Source organism: Prevotella sp. CAG:592, from assembly GCF_000436015.1.
In the GTDB taxonomy this organism is placed as follows: Bacteria; Bacteroidota; Bacteroidia; order Bacteroidales; family Bacteroidaceae; genus Prevotella; species Prevotella pectinovora.
This window is the reverse complement of record NZ_FR892482.1, coordinates 14,071-35,061: the sequence shown is the minus strand read 5'-3', so window position 1 is coordinate 35,061 and position 20,991 is coordinate 14,071. Positions and strand designations below refer to the sequence as shown.

The window sequence follows — 20,991 nt, the reverse complement described above, 5'->3', positions numbered from 1 at the left end:
GACGAGCGGACAAGCAAGTTAACAAGCAAACAAGCCGGCTCATCTACTCGTAAACTAAATATAAATCCCCGATGAACATAAACCTACTTACTGAGGTTGAGGTAGAGAGCCTCAACCGTCTTATCGATGAAGCAAATCATATTGCAATATACACACACCGCAGTCCCGACGGCGATGCCATCGGTTCGACACTCGGTATGGCAAACTATCTGAAACAGAGAGGAAAGGAAGACGTGAAGGTCATTGTGCCCGACATGTTCCCGAACTTCCTGCAGTGGCTGCCGGGCACGATGGACATTCTGAGACACGACAAGAAAAAGGAGGAGGCAGAAGCGGCTACCCGCAATGCTGACCTGCTGCTGTGTCTCGATTTCAACGATGCAAGCAGGACGGCTGAACTGGAACCGCTCATCACGGAATCTACGGCCCACAAGGTGCTTATCGACCATCATCTGAACCCGACGGTAGATGCCGACATCAGCGTGTCTCACCCCGAGGCGTGCAGCACATGCGAACTGGTGTTCCGACTGATATGGCAGCTTGGCGGATTCGAGGAGATGGACAAGGATGTGGCAGTGCCGATATATTGCGGAATGATGACCGACACGGGAGGTTTCACATACAACTCCAACCGTCCGGAGATATTCTTCATCATCAGCCAACTGCTCACAAAGGGAATCAACAAAGACAAGATATACCGCAACGTGTTCAACAACTACAGTCTCTGGCGACTGAGACTGATGGGCTACGTGATGTATACCAAACTTAACGTATTCGCAGAATACCATGCCGCTTATTTCACTCTGACAAGGCGCGACCTGAAGCATTTCCATTTCATGAAGGGCGATGCCGAGGGACTCGTCAACATGCCGCTGCAGATAAAGGGCATGAAACTGAGCATCTCACTGCGCGAAGACACAGAGAAGCCTGACACCATTTGGGTGAGCCTGAGGTCGGTAGACGATTTCCCCTGCAACAAGATGGCAGAAAAATACTTCAACGGCGGCGGACATCTCAATGCCTCCGGCGGTCATCTGAACTGCACGATGGACGAAGCTGAGATGCTTGTGAACAAGGCTATCAGAGAATTCCGCTGGTAAGCCACAATGCATTCATGACAATGACGCCACGTTAAAGTAACGTAATAAGCCAGTGAGAATAATAGGTATTTGAACAAATATTCGTATTTTTGCAAGGATAAATTCCAACGAATAAAAATGACAATGAAGAAAATAGCATACTTCCTGATGACGCTCGTGGCAGCAGTAACGGTATTCTCAAGCTGCAGCGACGACGAGACATACGCCGACCAGAAGAAGCGAGAGAGAAATGCCATCAACCGCTATATCAGCGAAAAAGGCATCAAGGTGTTGAAAGAAAGTGAGTTTGAAGCCAATGGCTGCGTCACCGACACTGCAAAAAACGAATTCGTTTATCTCGACGACTCCAACGTATACATGCAGATAATACGCAAGGGATGCGGCAAGAAGATTGAAAAGGGCGAGACAGCCACTGTGCTCTGTCGCTACGAGGAATACAATTTGCTGACCGACTCCCTGCAGTCCACCAACATGATCGGTTATTACATCTCTGTAGTAGACAAGATGAACGTGCAGAACACGAGCGGCACATTCACCGCCTCTTTCGAAGCCGGCGAGAGTCTGATGTATTCGCTCTATGGCAGCACCTCGGTACCAAGCGGATGGCTCGTGCCGTTTACCTACATCAACGTGGGCAGACCGGAGAAGGAAGGCGACGAGATTGCCAAGGTAAGACTCATCGTGCCTCACACACAGGGACACCAATACGCTACGAGCGGTGTTTATCCATGCCTGTACAACATCACTTACGAAAGGGGAAGATAAACCTATACAAAACAATAAGGCGGGCGAAAGCTTGCCTTTTTTCATCACAGATCATTATAATTAACAAAATATTCACTCCCAATAAAAAGGAATTCAAAGATATGACACTGATAAAGTCTATTTCCGGTATCCGCGGAACGATAGGCGGACAGACAGGCGACACGCTGAATCCGCTGGACATAGTGAAATTCGTGACGGCATACGCCACATTCATCCGCAAGAGCGGAAAATCTGACAGCAACACCATCGTTGTGGGCAGAGACGCACGCATCAGCGGCGAGATGGTTCGCAGCGTGGTGTGCGGTACATTGATTGGCATGGGCTACGACGTGCTCGACATCGGTTTTGCCACCACTCCTACTACGGAGCTTGCCGTTATAATGTCGAAGGCTGCCGGTGGTATCATCATCACAGCCAGCCACAACCCTCGCCAGTGGAACGCACTGAAACTGCTGAACAACGAAGGCGAGTTCCTCACAAAGGCTGACGGCAACGAAGTGCTTGAGATTGCCGAGAAGGAAGACTTCAACTATTGCGACGTTGACCATCTGGGCCACTACAAGAAGGACGACACGTTCAACAAGAAGCATATCGACTCTGTGCTCAACCTCGCTCTCGTAGACAGAGAGGCAATCAGGAACGCACATTTCAAAGTATGCGTAGACACCATCAACTCTGTGGGCGGCATCATACTGCCGAATCTTTTCGAAGCTCTCGGAGTGGAATACAAGATTCTGAACGGCATCCCTGACGGAGATTTCAACCACAATCCTGAACCGCTGGAGAAGAATCTCGGTGGCATCATGGGCGAGATGGCAAATGGCAGCTACGACCTGGGTATCGTGGTGGACCCAGATGTTGACCGTCTGGCTTTCATCTGCGAAGACGGAAAGATGTTCGGCGAGGAATACACTCTCGTGTCTGTTGCCGACTATATCCTGGCTAACACCAAGGGTGGCGGTAACACCGTTTCTAACCTGAGCAGTACAAGAGCCTTAAGAGACGTAACAGAGCGCTACGGCGGCACCTACACTGCTGCTGCCGTGGGTGAAGTGAACGTGACGACAAAGATGAAGGAGGTGGGAGCTCTCATCGGTGGTGAAGGCAACGGCGGAGTGATCTATCCTGAGAGCCACTACGGTAGAGACGCTCTCGTGGGCATCGCCCTCTTCCTCTCTTCACTGGCTAAGAAGGGTATGAAGGTGAGCGAACTGCGCAAGTCCTTCCCTAACTATTTCATCGCCAAAAACCGCATCGACCTCACTCCGTCAACCGACGTCGACGCTATCCTCGTGAAGGTGAAGGAGATGTTTGCCGGCGAGAAGGACGTGAAGGTTACAGACATCGACGGTGTGAAGATTGACTTCCCCGACAAGTGGGTTCATCTGCGCAAGAGCAACACCGAACCAATCATCCGTGTCTACAGCGAGGCGCAGACAATAGAAGAAGCTGACGCCATCGGAAAGAAGCTGATGCAGGTGGTATATGACATGCAGTAAGGCTGATTCCAATTGGTGTGAAGCATCAAAGATAAAGGAGGTGAAGCACATCGATATGTGACATCAAAAATCAGCGATGGGAAACATCAAAGATAATGATGCACAACATCAAAGGAAATGATGCACTACATGTAAGACAATCAAGATAAACAAACGACGCAGTTCGAAGGACAACACCTTGAACCGCGTCGTTTTATTTTATACTGATAATGGACAAAAAAACGTGCCCAAGAGGGGCAACACCCGAAGCAAGAAACGTGCCCCATGTGAGAAAGCAGCTTGCCCCATGTGAGAAAGCAGCTTGCCCAATATGGGCAAGCCCCGTGCCCAAATTCGAACCATTTCCCCTATGTTTAAGAAGGCAATCTGGAGCCGTCATAGACTAACAGCTTCTGATGCAAGAAAAGTAAACTGCAGCTGCCATATACTAAAAGCTACTTATGCAAGAAAAGTAATCTGCATCTCCCCTACGGGGGAGAACGAGAGGGGGCTGAAGTCAGTGGAAAAGAATACAATACAGATGATAACCATCGCATAATTACACTAGCCACCACCTAACCTCCTCCGTAGGGGAGGGACGAATAGCAAATCTTACAAAAGCAGTTTATATTGACAGACTGCTATGCAATCACTCTGCCACCAGCTTCTTTCCCTCGCCATACGCCTGGTGGGCAATTCTGTTTATGATATTCTCAGCCATGTCTACGGCGATGCTACCGAGTGCCGCACACTCCGTGAAGCCCTCACACGCCTTGGAGAGTGTGGCAAAGGAACCACAGAGCAGCGACTCGAAATTGCGCTTGTATTCGCTCACCATCACATCATAGAACTCATCTGAACGGCAGGCGAAGCGCATCAGATCCATCGGCGTGGTCTTGTTGCCGGCAGCTACGAAAGCCTGCAGCTCGCGCTCCAGTTCTTCTTCCACGTAATTGATACGGGAGATGGCGAAGAACACTTCCTGATTGAAAATCCTCGACACATCCTCGATATGCTCCGACATCACCTTCTTCACGTTCTTCGGCTCATACACGGTCATGTCGGCACTGTCGGCAGACTTGCCTTCTATCACTCCGAGAGTGAAATACTTAAAAAAAGTGCGCACCACAGCGGCGAGCACTTTGTCTTTTCCTATATTCTCCATAATCTGTTATTCAAAAGTCTTGAACTCATATCCTTGTTCCTTGAGCCAACGCAGCGACTCTGGCAAAGCGTAATGCAGTTTGTCGATGCTCTTGAGCGAATCGTGGAAGGTGATTATCGATCCGTTGCGGGCATAGCGCTTCACGTTGGCAACGATATCATCGGCTGTCATCCACTTACTGTAGTCGCGGGTCACGAGATCCCACATCACGATGCGATACTTGCGACCTACCCAGAAATACTGTTCCCAGCGCATCCATCCGTGTGGCGGACGGAAGAGGTGGCTATGTATGAGATCGTTGGCTTTCTGCACATTCTCACTGTAGGAACGCGTGGTATGCTTGAATCCTCCCCAGTGGTTGAAGGTGTGGTTGCCCACTTGATGACCTGCCGCCACGATTTGGTCGTACAGCTCAGGATGCTTGCGCACATTGTCGCCCACCATAAAGAAAGTGGCATGAACACCGAACTCAGCGAGAGTCTTCAGAATGAATGGTGTTGCCTCGGGGATAGGACCATCGTCAAACGTGAGGTATACCGCACGCTCATTCTTGTCCATCCTCCATGTCGCTCTGGGATATAGCCAGCGCAACCATATTGCCGGTTGCTCTATAAACATATTTTGTCTTGTTGTTTTCTCGTTAGAGATATGATATGAGAAGACAGTCTATCGCCTGTTTCTGCCCTACTCCACTGTCATCATGGGGTTGTAGGCTGTCATGCGATAGACTGTCTGAAAGTTCATCTTATTCCTGCGGCATCTGTCCGCCTCTTGCAGAATACTGCTGTGCCACACGGTTCAGGATACCGTTGATGCGGCGTGCCTCAGCCGGGTCGAAACTGTTTGCCACCTCAAGTGCCTGGTTCAAGACATAAAGCTGAAGCATGCAGTCGCGCTGCGACATGAGGAAGCGGTCTTGGCTGAGCGAGAGATACCAGTTGGCATACTGCTCCGCGTTCTTCACCACATATCCGAGCATCTGCTTTGCCTTCGCCTTGTTGCCGATCTCGGCGTAGGCGGCGGCATAGTCGAGACCTCCGCTCATGAAGTTCACCGGCACGTTGTATGCCGGCATCATCTTGTCGGCATAGGCGAGCACCTTGGCAGCCTTGTCTTTCTTGCCCTCTATGATGAGATGCAGGGCGAGGGTCGACATCAGCTTGCGGTGGGTGTTACACATGCGCATCACGGTCTCGTCGAGATAGAGTCCCGGTTTGTCGAGACCGCCGAACTTGAATCGCTTCATCACGTTGTAGTATGTCTTCTCCGTGTCGAAGTTCTTAGCGTTGCCCTTGTTTGTGGTAAACGGCGTGATGCGGTTGGCGAGTCCCTCCTGAATGAAGTTGTCGCCGAGGTTCATGTAGTTCTCCTGTCCCACGGTCATCGCCACATAGATAGGACGCACCCAGTTGCTCTGTGCGATGAGCTCGAGCATCATGAGGTCGCTCTTGTAGAGGGCGTTCTTGCCCTTCAGCGAGATTACCATGCGGTCTGGAATGGTGTCGCTCGCCATCATCATGCCGCTCTTGCGCACGGCGTCCTTGTCTATCGTCACATAGAGTGTGTCGGTAGGGATGAAGTGGCTGTCCTTGTCGCGGCTGCGCACCCAGTATTTCAACACGTTCTTGAGTTCGAACGGACTGTCGCCCCACTGTGCCTTTGCCTGCTCCGGATACTCCTTATAGAAGTTGAGCACCTCCTGCTTGGCGTCTGGATGCACCTCGATGTATTCGTTGGTGCCTGAGCAGTAGTCGAGTCTCGGCCATGTGATAGGCAGCGACGGCGAGTCGTATGCCGGGCGCACCATCTGGTCGATATACCAGTCGGTCTGCAGATACGACAGGTTGCAGACGCGGGCGTCGGTACGGATTCCCTCAGTATCCTGGTCATACCAGAGAGGGAAGGTGTCGTTGTCGCCGTTGGTGAAGATGATCGGATTGCCCTTGTCTTGCAATGACATGAGATAGTTCTGTCCGAAATCGCGGCAGGTATATCTTCCACTGCGGTCGTGGTCGTCCCATGTCTGGCTTGCCATCTGTATCGGCACGAGCAGACAGGCAACCGAGATGGCTGCTGCCAATGCTACATTGTCTTTCTTGAACTTCTCTCTTATCAGGTCGATAATTGCTGCCACACCCATTCCGCACCATATCGCGAAGGCATAGAATGATCCTGCGTAGGCATAGTCGCGCTCACGAGGCTGCATAGGTGTCTGGTTGAGGTAAATCACGATGGCGAGTCCGGTCATGAAGAAGAGGAAGAACACCACCCAGAACTGCTTTGTTCCCTTGTCGCCCTTGGCGAGTGCCTGCCAGAAGAGTCCGATAAGACCGAGAAGCAGCGGCAAGCAATAGAACACGTTGTGTCCCTTGTTCTCCTTGAGGTCGTCAGGGAGCTTGCTCTGGTCGCCGAGACGCAAGTTGTCAAGGAACGGTATTCCTGAAATCCAGTTTCCGTGCTCCAGCTCTCCATTGCCCTGCAGGTCGTTCTGACGACCGGCAAAGTTCCACATGAAGTAGCGCCAGTACATGAAGTTGCACTGATATGAAAGGAAGAAGCGGATGTTTTCGAGCTGTGTAGGCATCTTCACCTGGATAGGCTCTCCGCATCTGTCGTAGTCCACGTTATATCCGTCTACTCCGCCCATCCAGCTCTCGTAGGCATCGGCATGGGATGAGTCGTACATACGTGGGAACACCATGTTCTGGGCATAGTTATACTTGTCTTTGGTGTTCACTATGAAGTATGAGTCTTTCTCGTCCTTGCTTGCTTTCTCCTTACGCTGGTACACCGGTTCTCCGATGGTCTTCGAAGGAATGCAATACTGTCCGTCTTCGTCGAATTTCACCTGTGAGGTGTATGCCTGTCCGTAGAACAGCGGACGGTCGCCATACTGGTCGCGGCTGAGATAGCTGCCCAGAGTGAAGATATCCTCCGGAGAGTTCTGGTCCATCGGCGGATTGGCGGTAGAACGGATCACGATTACGGCGTATGTGGAATATCCTATCATCAGCATCAGCATGGAGAGCAGCATGGTGTTCTTGATGCGGGCGGTGATGAGGTATTTTCCGTCTTTCTTGTATTTCAGGGCGAGATACAATATTGTCAGCACCACGACTCCGATTACCACTGCCGACCATCCGAATCCGTAGAACGGAATACCGAGCAGGCCAACGGAGAGCACGAACGAGAGGTTGCCCCTCAAGCCGTTGTTGCCGTTGAAACTCTCGTAGATAGCCCACACCACGGTGGCAACGAGCAGCATGATGTATATTATCACTCCTGTGTTGAAGCTGAAGCCGAGGGTGTTGACGAAGAAGAGCTCGAACCATCCGCCCACCTTGATGATGCCTGGCACTACTCCATAAAGTATCGCCGCAACGATGATGAACGAGATGAAGAGCGCCACGAGAGAGCCCTTGCCGTTGGCATTCGGGAATTTGCGATAGTAATATACGAGCACGATTGCCGGCACACAGAGCAGGTTGAGCAGGTGGACACCGATGCTCAATCCCGTCATATACATGATGAGCACGAGCCAGCGGTCGCTATGGGGCTCGTCGGCATGGTCTTCCCACTTCAGTATGAGCCAGAACACCACTGCGGTGAAGGCTGATGAATAGGCGTATACCTCGCCCTCTACGGCGCTGAACCAGAAGGTGTCGCTGAACGTGTATATCAGCGCACCCACCATTCCGCTCGCCTCGATGGCGATGAGCTTTGACTTGGTGAGGTCTTCCCATCCGTTGAGGAGCAACTTACGCGTCAGATGCGTGATGGTCCAGAAGAGGAACAGGATACACGTGGCACTGAGCAGGGCGCTCATGGTGTTGACCATCCTCGCCACCTGCGACGGGTCGCTGGCAAAATGGGAGAAGAGGTTGGCGGTGAGCATGAAGAACGGTGCGCCAGGCGGGTGACCGACCTCAAGTTTGTAACCTGTTGTAATAAACTCCGGACAGTCCCAGAAACTGGCTGTCGGCTCGATAGTGCTGCAATATACAAAGGCCGCAATAAGGAAGGCGAGCCATCCGAGTATATTGTCAACTAATCTAAATTGTTTCATCAAGTTATATTGTTGTTAATGTTTTATGCCAATAATAGATTTGCAAATGTTCCACAAATGATTTGCAAAAATACTAAATTTAAAGCGAGCAGACTCACATTTTTTATATTTTAACTGATAAAGCCATAAATAAGGCACCAACAAAGCCCCCCCGTTCTGGAATCATCAATTCCCGAACGTCTTCCACTCCGGCAATTCCGGAACGGGAGCCTCAACGCATATCGGCTGCTTGGAGACAGGATGCACAAACTCCACCCTGCGGGCGAGCAGCGAGATGCTGCCGTCGGGATTGCTGCGCTTGGCACCATACTTCAGGTCGCCCTTGATAGGACAGCCGATGCTGGCGAGCTGGCAGCGTATCTGATGGTGACGGCCGGTGAGGAGCTTCACTTCGATGAGGGTGTAGTTGTCTGTCGCACCGATCACCTTGTATTTCAGTATCGCCTTCTTGGCACCGGGCTTCTCGCGGTCGTAGCTATAGCTCTTGTTCTGCTTCTCGTTTCTCACGAGCCAGCTCTCTATCGTTCCTGCCTCGAGGGGCGGACGGTTCTTGGTGAGCGCCCAATATGTCTTGTGCACGTCGCCCGTACGGAACATGTCGTTGAGTCGCGACAGGGCTTTCGACGTGCGCGCAAAGACTACGAGTCCGCTCACCGGACGGTCTAAGCGGTGTACCACGCCGAGGAACACGTTGCCGGGCTTGGCATACGCCTCCTTGATATACTCTTTCACGGTGTCGGAGAGCGGTTTGTCGCCGGTCTTGTCGCCCTGCACAATCTCTCCGCTGCGCTTGTTGACGATGATGATATGGTTGTCTTCGTAAACTACGTTCATGCCTGATGGATAAAAAAAACTTCAAAAAAAAGAAGCTCACCCCTACCCCTCCGGAATGAAGGCACAGTGGACGAGCTTCTCTAAACCTTAGATATGTATCTGAATTACATGTTCATTCCGCCGTCGATCTGGATAACCTGACCGCTGACATAGCTTGACATGTCTGAAGCCAGGAAGAGGCATACGTTGGCGATGTCTTCTGTCTGACCGCCACGGCGCAATGGAATCTTCTTCATCCAGTCCTTGCGGATATCCTCTGGAAGCTGGGCTGTCATGGCTGTCTCGATGAAGCCTGGAGCAACGGCGTTGGCACGGATGCCCTTAGGTCCGAGCTCCTGGGCGATACTCTTGGCGAGAGCAATCATACCTGCCTTTGAAGCGGCATAGTTGCACTGGCCTGCATTGCCGTGGACACCCACTACAGAAGCCATGTTGATGATAGAACCACCGCGCTGGCGCAACATGATTGGAGAGCAAGCGTGGATGAAATTGAAGGCTGACTTCAGGTTGACGTTCAGCACAGCGTCCCACTGAGCCTCTGTCATGCGCAGCATAAGTCCGTCTTTTGTAATTCCGGCGTTGTTCACGAGGATGTCGATAGAACCGAAGTCGGCATGGATCTGCTTCACGGTCTTCTCTGTCTCGGCAAAGTCGGCAGCGTTGCCGGCATAAGCGCGGCAGGTCACTCCAAGTGCCTCGATTTCCTTGCGTGTGGCCTCAAGGCCTGCTGCCATATCGTCGTTGAGCACGAGGTCTGTGAATGCGATGTTTGCACCCTCCTGGGCGAATTTCATTGCGACAGCCTTACCGATGCCGCGTGCCGCACCCGTTATGAGTGCTGTCTTACCTGTTAATAATCCCATTTTCGTTGTATTTATATTTATAATATGTATATACTGTATTTCTATCTACCCGTCACCGCCCTTCGGATTCTGATCGCGGAGAAGGATGAAACTGCCTGACGCTTCAATCCTGACGCGCACTGTCTGAATTCTTGTTCGTGATCTTGCCCAGCGCACCGTATACCACCTTGGCGACAAGCGGTTTGCTCGCCTCAGGAGTGATGCCATGACCCAGGCGGCCACAGATATAGGGCACTTCCAGTCCCTTGATGCAATAGTGGGTGATGTCGGCTACGAGTTCCACGTTGTCGATGTCGAACTCTCCTTCGCGCTTGCCGTCGGTATACACCTTGCGGAAGAGTTCTATCTCATCCTCGTCGAAATGCTTCCTCACCTTCTCCACCATCCAGATGTTGCGAAAGAAGGCGGCTCTCAGATTACCGTTTCTCACCACGGTTTCCTTTATCATGCTCAGATGGGTGTATATCAGTTCGATGATCTTATCCTGAGGCCTGACATTCCTCGCCGCCACCTCGTCAAGCTTGTCCGACAAGCGCTCCAGCTCTCCCTCTATCACGGCATAATAGATGTCTTCCTTGCTGCTGAAATAGGTATACAGCGTGCGGCGCCCCTTGCCTGAAGCCTGGGCGATATCGTTCATAGTGGTGTTTTCGAGTCCGTTGCGGGCAAACAACTGTCTTGCCACATCAACCAACTTCTGTCGGGTCTTTGATATTGACATGATAATATGATAAGTGTTCCGTGTATGTTCCACCGGCCATGGCGCTCAGACACACACCGATTGTACCCTCGATGCACATCCCGTCTTCTTGCACACGGCCATTAACATGTGCAAAAGTATTTATTTCTATGGAAATTGCAAAATAAATAACCATTTATGTTCTGTTTTTACATCTTTTTTAACCCCAACAGTCTGTTTACGACCTGTCGCCACCTTTATTAGCCACATAAACCTCCGGACGGAAACTGGATATCCACAAAGCATTCACCACGAGCATTCACCCCTGACAAATTAAACGTGCTAATGACTGTTTTTGAGTGTTATAAATATGAATGTCCTCTTCTCATCCTGCCACAGACACCCTGCACACCTTATTATATAATGCCCTTCCGACACGAATCCGGAATATCCGCTACCGACCTATAGACAACAATCTGCCAAACCCAAATGTCCATATATTACGGACCCATATAAGCCATTCCGCCGCAATCTCTCCTCCGCATCCATCACGTTCGTACCAAACATTCTGAATGGGAACGCTATCATATTTCGGCAATCCCTTCACCGCACACATCAAAACGTCCCAAATACCGATTCGAATCAACAAATACGCATTATTTCATTGATGCAAGTCAATATTACACCAAATACTAAAGATTTCCGCAGAAAAGTTTTGCAGTTTCCCGAAAACTTCATACCTTTGCACACGCAATCAAGAAATGCACAAATAATTAACATCGCGGAGTGGAGCAGTTGGTAGCTCGCCAGGCTCATAACCTGGAGGTCGCATGTTCGAGTCCTGCCTCCGCAACTAATAACGACATAACAAGTTGTAAGAACAACGAGTTATGTCGTTTTTTTGGTTTTAGGGTGCGACAAAACCGCGACAAGATAGGGCGGCTGTTGTTAGGGATACCAGAAATTTCATTGAAGTCTATCAAAAATCAACAAATCATGAGGCTTTTAACTAAAAATGTCAGAAAAAGTTGTTACGAAACGAAAAAGATGAGTACCTTTGCAAAAGATGGTATATAGTAATGGCGATTATTGTTTGTTGACTACGAGTTCCAACACCTCTAAGGAACGACATTATTGCATATCAACGAAGTAAGTATCAAACCACTTTTTATTATTAAGGGACAAAAAGGATTATGAAGGTATTTTACAGATTATCCGACTGGTATTTCTCAAGTAGGGCGCTACCCTATTGGTGTATACTGTTTATAGACTGCCTCACAGTGTTCTTCTCGAGCTACGTGGGCAGCTATCTGGAATTTGGAGGAGACGGTTTTGCACAGAATTTCTGGCAGCTCACGGCAGGCAACCTTATTTGCGTGCTGATATTCGGCGTGTGCTTCCGCCTGTTCCACACCTACACCGGAATATTGCGCTATTCGTCGCTCATCGACCTTGAGCGGGTGGGCAAGGCGGCGTTTGTCGGTTCCTGTCTGTCGTATCTGGTGAGCATCGTGATGAACGAGGCCGGGACTGACGGCGTGATAATGCATCAGTCGCTGCGCGGAAATCTCATGATGTTTATTTGCTCCGCCATGCTGATGTGGGTGGAGAGGATGATAGTGCGTGCCATGTTCGACGGATTCATGGCGGACAAGGCTCAGCCGGTGGCGATATACGGCACGAAGAGCGGCGGAGTGAGCCTTGCCAACAGTATCCTTGCCACGAGGGAGAAGAAATACATGCTACAGGCTTTCATCAGCGACGGACCGGATATGCGCAATGCGTATATCATGGGCAAGAGGGTGTTTCTGAACAAGAAGGGCATCGCCCAGCAGATGAGACACCTGCACGTGAAGGTGCTGCTCGTGTCGCCGCTGAAGACTGAGAAGTTCCGCGACAACCAGGCGATGGTGGACGAGTTTGTGCAGGCTGGCATAAAGATAATGATGATGCCTGCCGCCGAGGAATGGGACGCCAAATCGAAACTGACCTACAACCAGCTGCGCGAGATTGAGATTGAAGACCTGCTTCCGCGAGAAAAGATAGAGGTGGACATGAACGCCATCGGAGAGATGCTAAAGGGCAAGAGGGTGCTCATCACCGGTGCTGCGGGATCCATCGGTTCGGAGATGGTGAAACAGGTGGCTATATACAAGCCTGCGGAGATGACACTCATCGACCAGGCGGAGACGCCGATGCACGACGTGAGACTGATTATGAAGGACCAGTTTGCCGACGTGAAGAACCAGACCATCGTGGGCAGCATCACGGACAAGCCTTTCATGGAGAAGATATTCGAGGTGCACCGTCCGGAATACGTGTTCCATGCCGCAGCCTACAAGCATGTGCCGATGATGGAGGACAATCCTGCCATGGCGGTGCGCAACAACGTGAACGGCACCCGCATCATAGCCGACCTTGCCGTGAAATACGGCACGAAGAAGTTTGTAATGATATCAACAGACAAGGCGGTGAACCCAACGAACGTGATGGGTTGCTCGAAGCGAATATGCGAGATATACTGCCAGTCGCTGAACCAGGCTATCGTGGACGGCAGGGTGAAGGGCGTGACGCAGTTTGTGACCACACGCTTCGGCAACGTGCTCGGTTCCAACGGTTCGGTGATTCCTATCTTCAAGAAACTGATACGCAAGGGCGGTCCGCTGACTGTCACGCATCCCGACATCATCCGCTATTTCATGCTCATCCCAGAGGCATGCAAACTGGTGCTCGAAGCGGGAACGATGGGCAAGGGCGGCTGTTGTTCGTCTTCGACATGGGCAAACCGGTGAAGATAGTAGACCTGGCGAAGCGTATGATATCGCTGTCGGGAGCCAAGAACATAGAGATAAAGTTCTCCGGACTGCGTGAGGGCGAAAAGCTGTATGAGGAGCTGCTTTCCACCAAGGAGAACACCATACCGACGAACAACCCCAAGATCATGGTGGCAAAGGTGCGCGAGTATGACTATGAGGAGGCGAAGAAAAACGAGGACGAGCTGCTCAGGATTTCATACACCCACGACGACATGGCGATAGTGAAGAAGATGAAGGAGATTGTGCCGGAATACAAGTCGCAAGTAAGCAAATACGAGGTGTTGGACAAAAAATTCCCCCCAATAGCCTAATGCACGGCAGAAGCCGAGCACTATGTTCTGAAAAGAATAACGGGCAAGTGCTACCTCTGACGATATGTTAATCGTGTAAGAGGCAGCACTTGCCCGTTTTAGGTTTATTTGCGGTGTGGCAGACTGGCGGTCACTCTCTGAAAAAGATATTCCAGAGAAACAGGGCATTGCCGATGATATAGCGGCGCCACATGCGCTTAGGCTCCTTGAGCAGACGGTAGAGCCATTCCAGTCCGTGACGCTGCCACCACATCGGTGCACGCTCCACTGTGCCGGCGAAGAAGTCGAAGACGGCTCCGATAGTGCCCACATGACAGTGGATATCCAGTTGCTGCCAATGAGAGTAGGTCCATTTCTCCTGCTTGGGTGCCGTCATTCCAATCCACAGCAGGTCGGGGTCGGCGGCATTGACAGCCTCAACGATGGCACGGTTGTCGTCGGCAGAGAACTCCGGTTTGTATGGCGGTGAATACGTCACCACCCTAAGATGAGGATAGACCTCGGCGGCACGTTCCACTATCAGATCAAGCACACGCTGCGAACTGCCCATAAACATCACGGTCTTCTTCGCCTCCGTGGCAGCGCAGGCATCGTCAGCCAATCCCTCTCCTGCCCCATGACACATGGCACTGAGCTCCTCCAAGCGGTTCATCTCAAACTCGAAGAGGTCCCATCCGGCGATACGCTCCCTGGGCTGCGACTTCGCCTTTATCCATCGGCAAGCCTTCACCACGCTCACTCCGTCGGGAATGAGCACATCGCCGCGCGTAAGTGCCTCGGCAAAGAGGGAATCCTTTCGCGCCGTGTTATACGAATGGGCATTGATGGTATTGATAAGCAGTTTCCCCTCAGGCAGCGTTTCGAGTTGCGCCTTGCTGCAGAGGATATCCAGGTTTTTAAGTTTGAACATCTTATTATTTCCTTAAAATTTTCTCATACCACTCCATCATTGTCTTAGCCTTCTCTTCCCAAGACAGTTCGATTTGTCTCTGCCTGCAGTTTGCTGACAGTTGTTTAAGCAAGCCCCTGTCACGCTCCAGTTCATTGAGGATGCGGGCGAAGTCGCTGGCGGATTGTGCAGGATTGGATAGAGGAATCTTTCTGCCGACATTGTGGTTTATTGCATCGCCCTGGCCGCAAGTGTCGAAACATACTACGGGAAGATTGTTGCCGATGGCCTCTAACACAACATGCGGTGTACCTTCAGCCACACTTGTAAAGAGGAACACGTCAGACTGCTGCATAATGGACTGCACCTCATCATGAGTTACTGCCCCATGCCATACGCATCTTTCGGCAATACCGAGTGCTGCGACCTGTGATTTGTATTGTTCAGCCTCACCTCCCCCCACTATATGAAGGATAATCTTGTCGTTGCCGGTCTTTCCAATACTCACCAGAGCCAGCCCCAACTGTTTTCTGAAGTCCATCTTGCCGACCCAAAGCACATCGAAAGTATCCTTTCCCGTCTTATCTTCCAAAGTGTGATTCTGGATATAGCATCCTGTTTCATTGAGCAACGGAGAGTCTATGCCAAAGTATTTTTTGAAAGAACGCTGCGAGTTGGAAGAAGCAGAGAAGACGACAGATGATTGCCGTGCAGCCTTCTTCACCCTACCGGAATATCTCAATTGGATACCAGTCAAGAAATTTTTCAGGCGCATAAACAACTTGGTTTTCAATCCAGCACCATCCAAATAAGCAACAGGAAACTTATCCTTGGCATCCACAGGTCCCCATACAAACGGCACACCATTCTCCTTCGACAGTTGCCAGAGATATCCCGGCTCACGGAATCCTATCATATTCAGCTGATGCAGTATGTCTATATGTTCTTTCTGGCAGATATCCTTAGCCAAGAGATACGTCTTCCACTGCCACTCACGATAATATTTGTAAAAGCGCCAGTCGCCCTGATTCCAGCACATCTTGCGGATTTCCTCCGACACGGGGTTATAATAGAAATGCATGTTCCCACCCTGCTCCAGGGTTGGCACCACCTCCTCTATTTTGTCCCGGAACTCCCCTTCGGTAATAATATACAGTTCACAGAACCTGGCAAGATTGCTCACCCAGTTCCACGCCATTCCCGGCTCGCTGCCCATTCCTGGCGAGCAAGCGTATGCATTAATTAAGATTTTTATCATATAGACATTTCACTTCTCATTCTTACACTTTTACAATCTCTTTCCATACCAGATGTTCTTTAGACAATATTGCGAGAAACAATGAAGTCAAAACTTTAAGTAGGTAAGCAGCAAAAGCTATAAGAACAAAGACAATTAATATATTGAGTGGAAATAATTGATTAAACTGATTGGTTATTATAGAGAACTGCACCACGTAAATCTCCAATGTCAGGGCTGCTATAATGGCGATTATCCTGCCAAAGACTGATGTTTGGAAAGCACGCTGACACCATGAATAAGAGCACATCTTATAGAAATAGTACACAAATAGATGTAAAGGCACAAGTGCCAATACCTGCGAGTAATATCTGATGCCGCATTGCCCCTTACCTATCTTCAATATAACGAAGTATGCCACAAAAGAAACAACCATCGCAAGGGCGTCTTTCCATAACCCATTGCATACAAGTTTGTCTCGTTGCAGATAACAGAGTCCGCCCATAACCATTATACTGAAATGACACACATAATGGAAGTTAGTATGGAACGGTGAACCTTCTGCGATTGGCATCAAGAAGAAAAAAGCTACAGAACCAACTAACGACAACACAAATACGTATTGCAATTGCTGCTTGTTACCCCCCCAATTCGTTTTATCGGTTTTGCCAATATGTAAAAGAACAGATACGCAACGGCTATTGCTTGCAAAAACCAATAACCATCCATCAGCACCAAACGAGGAATGGTAAGAGCTACGTTCCATATTGCAGCCGCAACAATCGCCCACAGGAATACAGAGGGCCAGAGTCTTCTGATTCTTGCTTTATACCAATCCACAACATTCTGTCCCTGATGCTTGTCAAATCCCATCATTAGCAGATAGCCTGCCACAAAGAAGAACAAGGCATTGCCATGCACTCCAAATGTCGCCAATGAGGTTGACACATCTTCGTATACAGGCTGAAAATGAGAGTTCGTTATCATCAGAGCTGCCATAAACTTCAAGAAGTCAAGCGAATATAAATGATGTTTATTCAAGTTTTCTTTCATTTTTCGATATATACTAAAGTCTAATATTCCTTCTTAAATTTATTCTTCGTTCTTCGCCACACCTGCTTCAATGCCCTGAAGCAGAAAGCAAGTCGGTGGTTTGTGTCAATATCTACGTTTAGCGAGAAGTCGCGTTTTAGCAAGCCATTGTCCTTCACGACATGCGTGTCGAACGTCATCTTCACGTCATTGTCCACGTTCTCCTCGTGTATTATCTCTATCCACATCGGCTGCTCACGATTGTTGATGTGCGCCACCCTTGCCAAGCAGCGCCTCTCCAGCAGAAAGTGACTGCCAAAGCCATAGCAGGTGCGTACAGCAGAGAGAGATGATTCTGTAGCAGACAAGCACTCCGCCAATGTGAGGAAATGGTTGTTTGGGTAATGGATGCGAGTCGAGAAATGGCGCAACTGCGTGAAGGTCTGCAAGCCATAGTCGAACGAAAGGAACCGCTTCTCGTTATGGCTCAACCTGAACCCGACACATTCTTTCTGCACCTGCTCCACAAATGTCCTGGCTATGCAGTCGTCGTTGTCGAGATAGGTGGTTAGGCAGAGGTCGCCCTCTTTCCATCCTTTTTGCTTCACATCCGCCATCACTACTTGTCTGAAGATGTCAGCAAAGCGGCAAGCATACTCCGCCCTCACCGCCACGAACTTCATCTGAGCACAAACGTTACGATACGCCTTTATCCTCTCTCTGAGATCCGCCGGCGTGTCAGCGTCCACAAGCAATATCCAGCGGAACTCCTGGCAGGTCTGCCCCGCAACAGACGGCAGGCAATAAGTCTCAAACAGCTTCAATCGCTTTCTGAGCCATTCTCCCCTATCTATCGTCTTCCCGTTCTTGTCCTCCTGCCAGAGAGCCAAGTTGAAGCGTGTAAGCAAATAGTGGTGCATCATACTATTATAATGCCTCTTCATTTTTTTTGATTTCCTCTTCAGTAAATCGCATTTTGATCAGTTTGGCAGGAATGCCACCGATAATACTGTAAGGAGGAAAAGATTTAGTGACAACAGCACCAGCAGCAACTACAGAGCCACGACCGATAGTCACACCTTTGAGGATGGTAACATTTGCACCACACCAAACGCCATCTTCGATAACGACAGGCTGGTCATACACATTCACCCCATCCACAAACTTCTCCTCAACAGTAACATCCGTAATATACTTACCCAAGATGTCAATGCGATGGTCACCGTTGATTATCGTAGGCCTAGGACCGAAGAGCACCTTCTTGCCAATAATACATGGTGCATCCGTACAAAAGATAGTACTACCTTTTGGAATAGAAGTTCCATCCCCTACAGACAAGTTCCATAAGCCCTTGATATCCGAAGACATCGGACGGATATATACCCCTTTGCCACAGTGCTTCATACACCGCTTCCATACAGGAGCCCACATCTTGTCCCACAGATACGAAGGAACAAGACTTATCTTTTGCAATAGATGAAAAATATTCATAACGTCAAAACGTCACTATTAACCATTTAATATCTCCTCATACAACTTCTCAATACTCTCATTCACCTTAACAGGAGCAAACACCCTCTCTCCGAAGCTCTTGGAATATTCAGCCATATTTCTGCAAAGTTCAGGAGATTCCATCAGTTTGCGAAGCTGCATGGTAAGGGCATCAGCATCATCAAATGGGAAAGTGAGGCAGTTTTTACCCTCTTCTATCACATCAGGAAGACCACCTACAGGAGTAGTTACTACAGCAACACCTCTTGCCCAGGCTTCTAACACCACCATAGGGAAACCCTCATGACGAGAACACATACAATAGATACTTGCTTTATTCCAGACATCCTCCTTTTGCTTGCCAGTGATATAACCTGTAAAGGTGACGCTGTCATCCAACCCCATATTATGAGCCATAGCCTGAAAGCGTTCCACTTCACCATTACCCATGATGGTAAGATGCCAATCTGGGAAATCCGCTTTCAGATTCTTCCATGCTTTCAGAAGCAAATCAGGATGCTTGTTGTCATTTAGGAAAGCTGCCATGATGATACTTTTCTCCTTGATAGAATAATCCACGGCAGGCGTCGGAGCGCAAGCATTGTATATCACCGCCGTCTTCGCCTTCACCATTGGGTAGAGCGTCTCGAAGAGGTTCTGCCATTTCTTCGCCAAGAGCACCACACAATCCGCCCTGTTCAGACACCAGATGAACAACCCGTTCTGCGTATGATCCTCCAGCTGATTGCCCATGTGTATGTGCATCACAATCTTCTTTCTGCCCGCCAGCGCCAGCAAGAGCACCGGCAGCTGGATAATCAGGCAAATCTTGTCGGGCACGGTATGGAAGTGCACGATGTCATACCCCCATATCGTGAACAGCGCCTTAGCGTACGCCCTCAGCGCATACCACAGCTTCACGCCATAGTTGCGCTGTATCTGCGTGCCGAGCCATCCGCAATGGTATTTCTTCCAGAAGGGCATTCCCTTCATCAGTCTGACGACACTCGCCACGCCTCCCCCACTCTGCTCAGCAGAGCCAACCATCAAGACTTTAGTCATTTGGTGTTCTCCGCTTGTTCACTTACTGTTGCAGCCATCTGGCGTTGCCTTTCAATCATCATATTCCTGTTGGCATTCAGACAGAGAGCAAGGAGCATACAATATCCCATACCCTTACCAGAGAGCCATGACGAGTCAGCTGTCTGCTCGATGGCGAGACAACAAACAGTGATCATCGCCACTCGATAATAGCGCATATCCTGAATAACATTTATCTCCTTGAACCTTCGTTTCCAGAACCACAAGAAAAAGAAAACTCCGACAATTCCAAACTGAGCCAAAGTAGGATAATATGAATCACAAATAAAGCCTCCCCCTTCGTCAAGTCCCCAAATGTCATTCAAATTGTATTTATAGTATAAAGGCGAATAAAATTTCCATGCTCCATTACATGCAAATGTTCCAAATCCCGGTCCGAAGGGTAAATAATCACACAAAATCTTCAGCGACGTTTTGTATGTCATAGGACGTGCCAAATATTCATTGTTCAATCCTGATACATAATAAGCATCAAAACGTGTCCATGTCACAGTCAAGACAATTGTTGCTATTACAGTGCAATAAAGGATTGTTTTGGGAGACCTGAAATTAAGACGCTTTTTCAAGAAGTAGATAAAAGCGATAAAGCAGACCACCTCACCCATAAACTTGAACTTAGGAGCTATCATTCCTATCAAGACCAGCAATAACGCAATATTGCGGTTGCGCTTTGTCTGCTTTGTCAACAGATACCACGACATACCCGTACAAATAGCCAACTGGCCAAGAACCGGGAACTCTGCATTTCTATTTTCAAAAGAGTCCGGATGATAGATTATCCATGACACCAATGTCAAGACCATCGTCGCCAGCATCCATTTTTTCTGTTTCCTCGAGAATTGAGGATTCAGAATCCAAGTACAAAAAATAATGGTATACGGGCGGACCTCCTGCATCAAGTCAAGCAGAATGCCTCCCAAGACATTGACGCCCCAAATCAATGAATAAACGAAATAAAAAGCTATAACACCCAAACATACAATAAACTCTTTCCTTGGTTTCCTGTTGATATAGCGTTTCCGACACATCAGCAATGTAAACAAGAACAAGACTATTGTCATCATCTCATCTACACTGGAGAAGCCAGGCAAATCATTGTATGCTATACATGTAGGGAAATATATTATCCAATAAAGGGTAAAAAATATCGATATTCCTTTCATT

General features: G+C 49.3%; 16 protein-coding genes, 1 tRNA gene and 1 pseudogene. 5 read left to right on the top strand and 13 right to left on the bottom strand.

Annotated features, from left to right (window positions below; all coding sequences use genetic code 11):
- Window positions 1–71 precede the first annotated feature (71 nt).
- The 3 genes from QVO99_RS00370 to glmM all read left to right on the top strand — a co-directional run bounded on the left by QVO99_RS00370 (window position 72) and on the right by glmM (window position 3,364).
- Window positions 72–1,100 carry a DHH family phosphoesterase gene (locus tag QVO99_RS00370; RefSeq protein WP_022315598.1) on the top strand — a complete coding sequence of 343 codons (1,029 nt, stop codon included), beginning with the start codon at window positions 72–74 and terminating at the stop codon, window positions 1,098–1,100.
- A gap of 123 nt (window positions 1,101–1,223) precedes the next feature.
- A complete protein-coding gene (locus QVO99_RS00365; RefSeq protein ID WP_022315597.1) occupies window positions 1,224–1,865 on the top strand; it encodes a DUF4827 domain-containing protein in 642 nt (213 codons plus the stop codon).
- 101 nt (window positions 1,866–1,966) lie between these two features.
- The gene (gene glmM, locus QVO99_RS00360) at window positions 1,967–3,364 is read left to right on the top strand and encodes a phosphoglucosamine mutase (protein WP_022315596.1); all 1,398 of its coding nucleotides are present in this window, start codon (window positions 1,967–1,969) and stop codon (window positions 3,362–3,364) included.
- 628 nt (window positions 3,365–3,992) lie between these two features.
- Here the strand turns inward: glmM and QVO99_RS00355 are convergent.
- The 6 genes from QVO99_RS00355 to QVO99_RS00330 all read right to left on the bottom strand — a co-directional run bounded on the left by QVO99_RS00355 (window position 3,993) and on the right by QVO99_RS00330 (window position 10,992).
- Window positions 3,993–4,508, bottom strand: a complete 516-nt coding sequence (locus QVO99_RS00355; RefSeq protein WP_022315594.1) for a hypothetical protein — start codon at window positions 4,506–4,508, stop codon at window positions 3,993–3,995.
- A 6-nt stretch (window positions 4,509–4,514) separates the two neighbouring features.
- Window positions 4,515–5,126, bottom strand: a complete 612-nt coding sequence (locus tag QVO99_RS00350) for a polysaccharide deacetylase family protein (protein WP_022315593.1) — start codon at window positions 5,124–5,126, stop codon at window positions 4,515–4,517.
- A gap of 127 nt (window positions 5,127–5,253) precedes the next feature.
- Entirely contained in the window at window positions 5,254–8,574 is a 3,321-nt protein-coding gene (locus tag QVO99_RS00345) for a glycosyltransferase family 117 protein (protein ID WP_022315592.1), read from the bottom strand.
- Between the two features lie 165 nt (window positions 8,575–8,739).
- Window positions 8,740–9,408 carry an RluA family pseudouridine synthase gene (locus tag QVO99_RS00340; protein WP_022315591.1) on the bottom strand — a complete coding sequence of 223 codons (669 nt, stop codon included), beginning with the start codon at window positions 9,406–9,408 and terminating at the stop codon, window positions 8,740–8,742.
- 104 nt (window positions 9,409–9,512) lie between these two features.
- Entirely contained in the window at window positions 9,513–10,271 is a 759-nt protein-coding gene (fabG, locus tag QVO99_RS00335; RefSeq protein ID WP_022315590.1) for a 3-oxoacyl-[acyl-carrier-protein] reductase, read from the bottom strand.
- A 103-nt stretch (window positions 10,272–10,374) separates the two neighbouring features.
- A complete protein-coding gene (locus QVO99_RS00330) occupies window positions 10,375–10,992 on the bottom strand; it encodes a TetR/AcrR family transcriptional regulator (RefSeq protein WP_042518781.1) in 618 nt (205 codons plus the stop codon).
- A 738-nt stretch (window positions 10,993–11,730) separates the two neighbouring features.
- Here QVO99_RS00330 and QVO99_RS00325 point away from each other — a divergent pair.
- Both QVO99_RS00325 and QVO99_RS00320 read left to right on the top strand, forming a co-directional pair.
- Window positions 11,731–11,803: transfer RNA gene (locus tag QVO99_RS00325), tRNA-Met, on the top strand.
- 340 nt (window positions 11,804–12,143) lie between these two features.
- Window positions 12,144–14,077 (top strand): annotated as a pseudogene (locus tag QVO99_RS00320) (polysaccharide biosynthesis protein).
- 130 nt (window positions 14,078–14,207) lie between these two features.
- Here QVO99_RS00320 and QVO99_RS00315 read toward each other — a convergent pair.
- The 7 genes from QVO99_RS00315 to QVO99_RS00285 form a co-directional block, all read right to left on the bottom strand.
- Complete coding sequence (locus QVO99_RS00315) at window positions 14,208–14,987, bottom strand: WecB/TagA/CpsF family glycosyltransferase (RefSeq protein WP_022315585.1); 780 nt, start codon at window positions 14,985–14,987, stop codon at window positions 14,208–14,210.
- Between the two features lie 4 nt (window positions 14,988–14,991).
- On the bottom strand, window positions 14,992–16,224 hold the full coding sequence (locus tag QVO99_RS00310) for a glycosyltransferase family 4 protein (RefSeq protein ID WP_022315584.1): 1,233 nt from the start codon (window positions 16,222–16,224) through the stop codon (window positions 14,992–14,994).
- 579 nt (window positions 16,225–16,803) lie between these two features.
- Window positions 16,804–17,256 carry an acyltransferase family protein gene (locus QVO99_RS00305; protein ID WP_288176828.1) on the bottom strand — a complete coding sequence of 151 codons (453 nt, stop codon included), beginning with the start codon at window positions 17,254–17,256 and terminating at the stop codon, window positions 16,804–16,806.
- 20 nt (window positions 17,257–17,276) lie between these two features.
- The gene (locus QVO99_RS00300; protein WP_022315581.1) at window positions 17,277–18,179 is read right to left on the bottom strand and encodes a glycosyltransferase; all 903 of its coding nucleotides are present in this window, start codon (window positions 18,177–18,179) and stop codon (window positions 17,277–17,279) included.
- Entirely contained in the window at window positions 18,163–18,726 is a 564-nt protein-coding gene (locus tag QVO99_RS00295; protein WP_022315580.1) for an acyltransferase, read from the bottom strand. Before QVO99_RS00295 ends, QVO99_RS00300 begins: the two co-directional genes overlap by 17 nt.
- 18 nt (window positions 18,727–18,744) lie before the next feature.
- Window positions 18,745–19,788 (bottom strand): glycosyltransferase family 4 protein, encoded by a 1,044-nt coding sequence (locus tag QVO99_RS00290; RefSeq protein WP_022315579.1) that lies wholly within the window; start codon window positions 19,786–19,788, stop codon window positions 18,745–18,747.
- Window positions 19,785–20,990: a hypothetical protein gene (locus tag QVO99_RS00285; RefSeq protein ID WP_022315578.1), complete on the bottom strand. Its 1,206-nt coding sequence runs from the start codon at window positions 20,988–20,990 to the stop codon at window positions 19,785–19,787. Before QVO99_RS00285 ends, QVO99_RS00290 begins: the two co-directional genes overlap by 4 nt.
- Window position 20,991 lies beyond the last annotated feature (1 nt).

What these genes read in the sequence shown, in the direction of transcription:
- QVO99_RS00370 (WP_022315598.1), top strand. Translation starts at nt 72, where the DNA reads ATGAACATAAACCTACTTACTGAGGTTGAGGTAGAGAGCCTCAACCGT.
- QVO99_RS00365 (WP_022315597.1), top strand. Translation starts at nt 1,224, where the DNA reads ATGAAGAAAATAGCATACTTCCTGATGACGCTCGTGGCAGCAGTAACG.
- glmM (WP_022315596.1), top strand. Translation starts at nt 1,967, where the DNA reads ATGACACTGATAAAGTCTATTTCCGGTATCCGCGGAACGATAGGCGGA.
- QVO99_RS00355 (WP_022315594.1), bottom strand. Translation starts at nt 4,508, where the DNA reads ATGGAGAATATAGGAAAAGACAAAGTGCTCGCCGCTGTGGTGCGCACT.
- QVO99_RS00350 (WP_022315593.1), bottom strand. Translation starts at nt 5,126, where the DNA reads ATGTTTATAGAGCAACCGGCAATATGGTTGCGCTGGCTATATCCCAGA.
- QVO99_RS00345 (WP_022315592.1), bottom strand. Translation starts at nt 8,574, where the DNA reads ATGAAACAATTTAGATTAGTTGACAATATACTCGGATGGCTCGCCTTC.
- QVO99_RS00340 (WP_022315591.1), bottom strand. Translation starts at nt 9,408, where the DNA reads ATGAACGTAGTTTACGAAGACAACCATATCATCATCGTCAACAAGCGC.
- fabG (WP_022315590.1), bottom strand. Translation starts at nt 10,271, where the DNA reads ATGGGATTATTAACAGGTAAGACAGCACTCATAACGGGTGCGGCACGC.
- QVO99_RS00330 (WP_042518781.1), bottom strand. Translation starts at nt 10,992, where the DNA reads ATGTCAATATCAAAGACCCGACAGAAGTTGGTTGATGTGGCAAGACAG.
- QVO99_RS00315 (WP_022315585.1), bottom strand. Translation starts at nt 14,987, where the DNA reads ATGTTCAAACTTAAAAACCTGGATATCCTCTGCAGCAAGGCGCAACTC.
- QVO99_RS00310 (WP_022315584.1), bottom strand. Translation starts at nt 16,224, where the DNA reads ATGATAAAAATCTTAATTAATGCATACGCTTGCTCGCCAGGAATGGGC.
- QVO99_RS00305 (WP_288176828.1), bottom strand. Translation starts at nt 17,256, where the DNA reads ATGAAAGAAAACTTGAATAAACATCATTTATATTCGCTTGACTTCTTG.
- QVO99_RS00300 (WP_022315581.1), bottom strand. Translation starts at nt 18,179, where the DNA reads ATGAAGAGGCATTATAATAGTATGATGCACCACTATTTGCTTACACGC.
- QVO99_RS00295 (WP_022315580.1), bottom strand. Translation starts at nt 18,726, where the DNA reads ATGAATATTTTTCATCTATTGCAAAAGATAAGTCTTGTTCCTTCGTAT.
- QVO99_RS00290 (WP_022315579.1), bottom strand. Translation starts at nt 19,788, where the DNA reads ATGACTAAAGTCTTGATGGTTGGCTCTGCTGAGCAGAGTGGGGGAGGC.
- QVO99_RS00285 (WP_022315578.1), bottom strand. Translation starts at nt 20,990, where the DNA reads ATGAAAGGAATATCGATATTTTTTACCCTTTATTGGATAATATATTTC.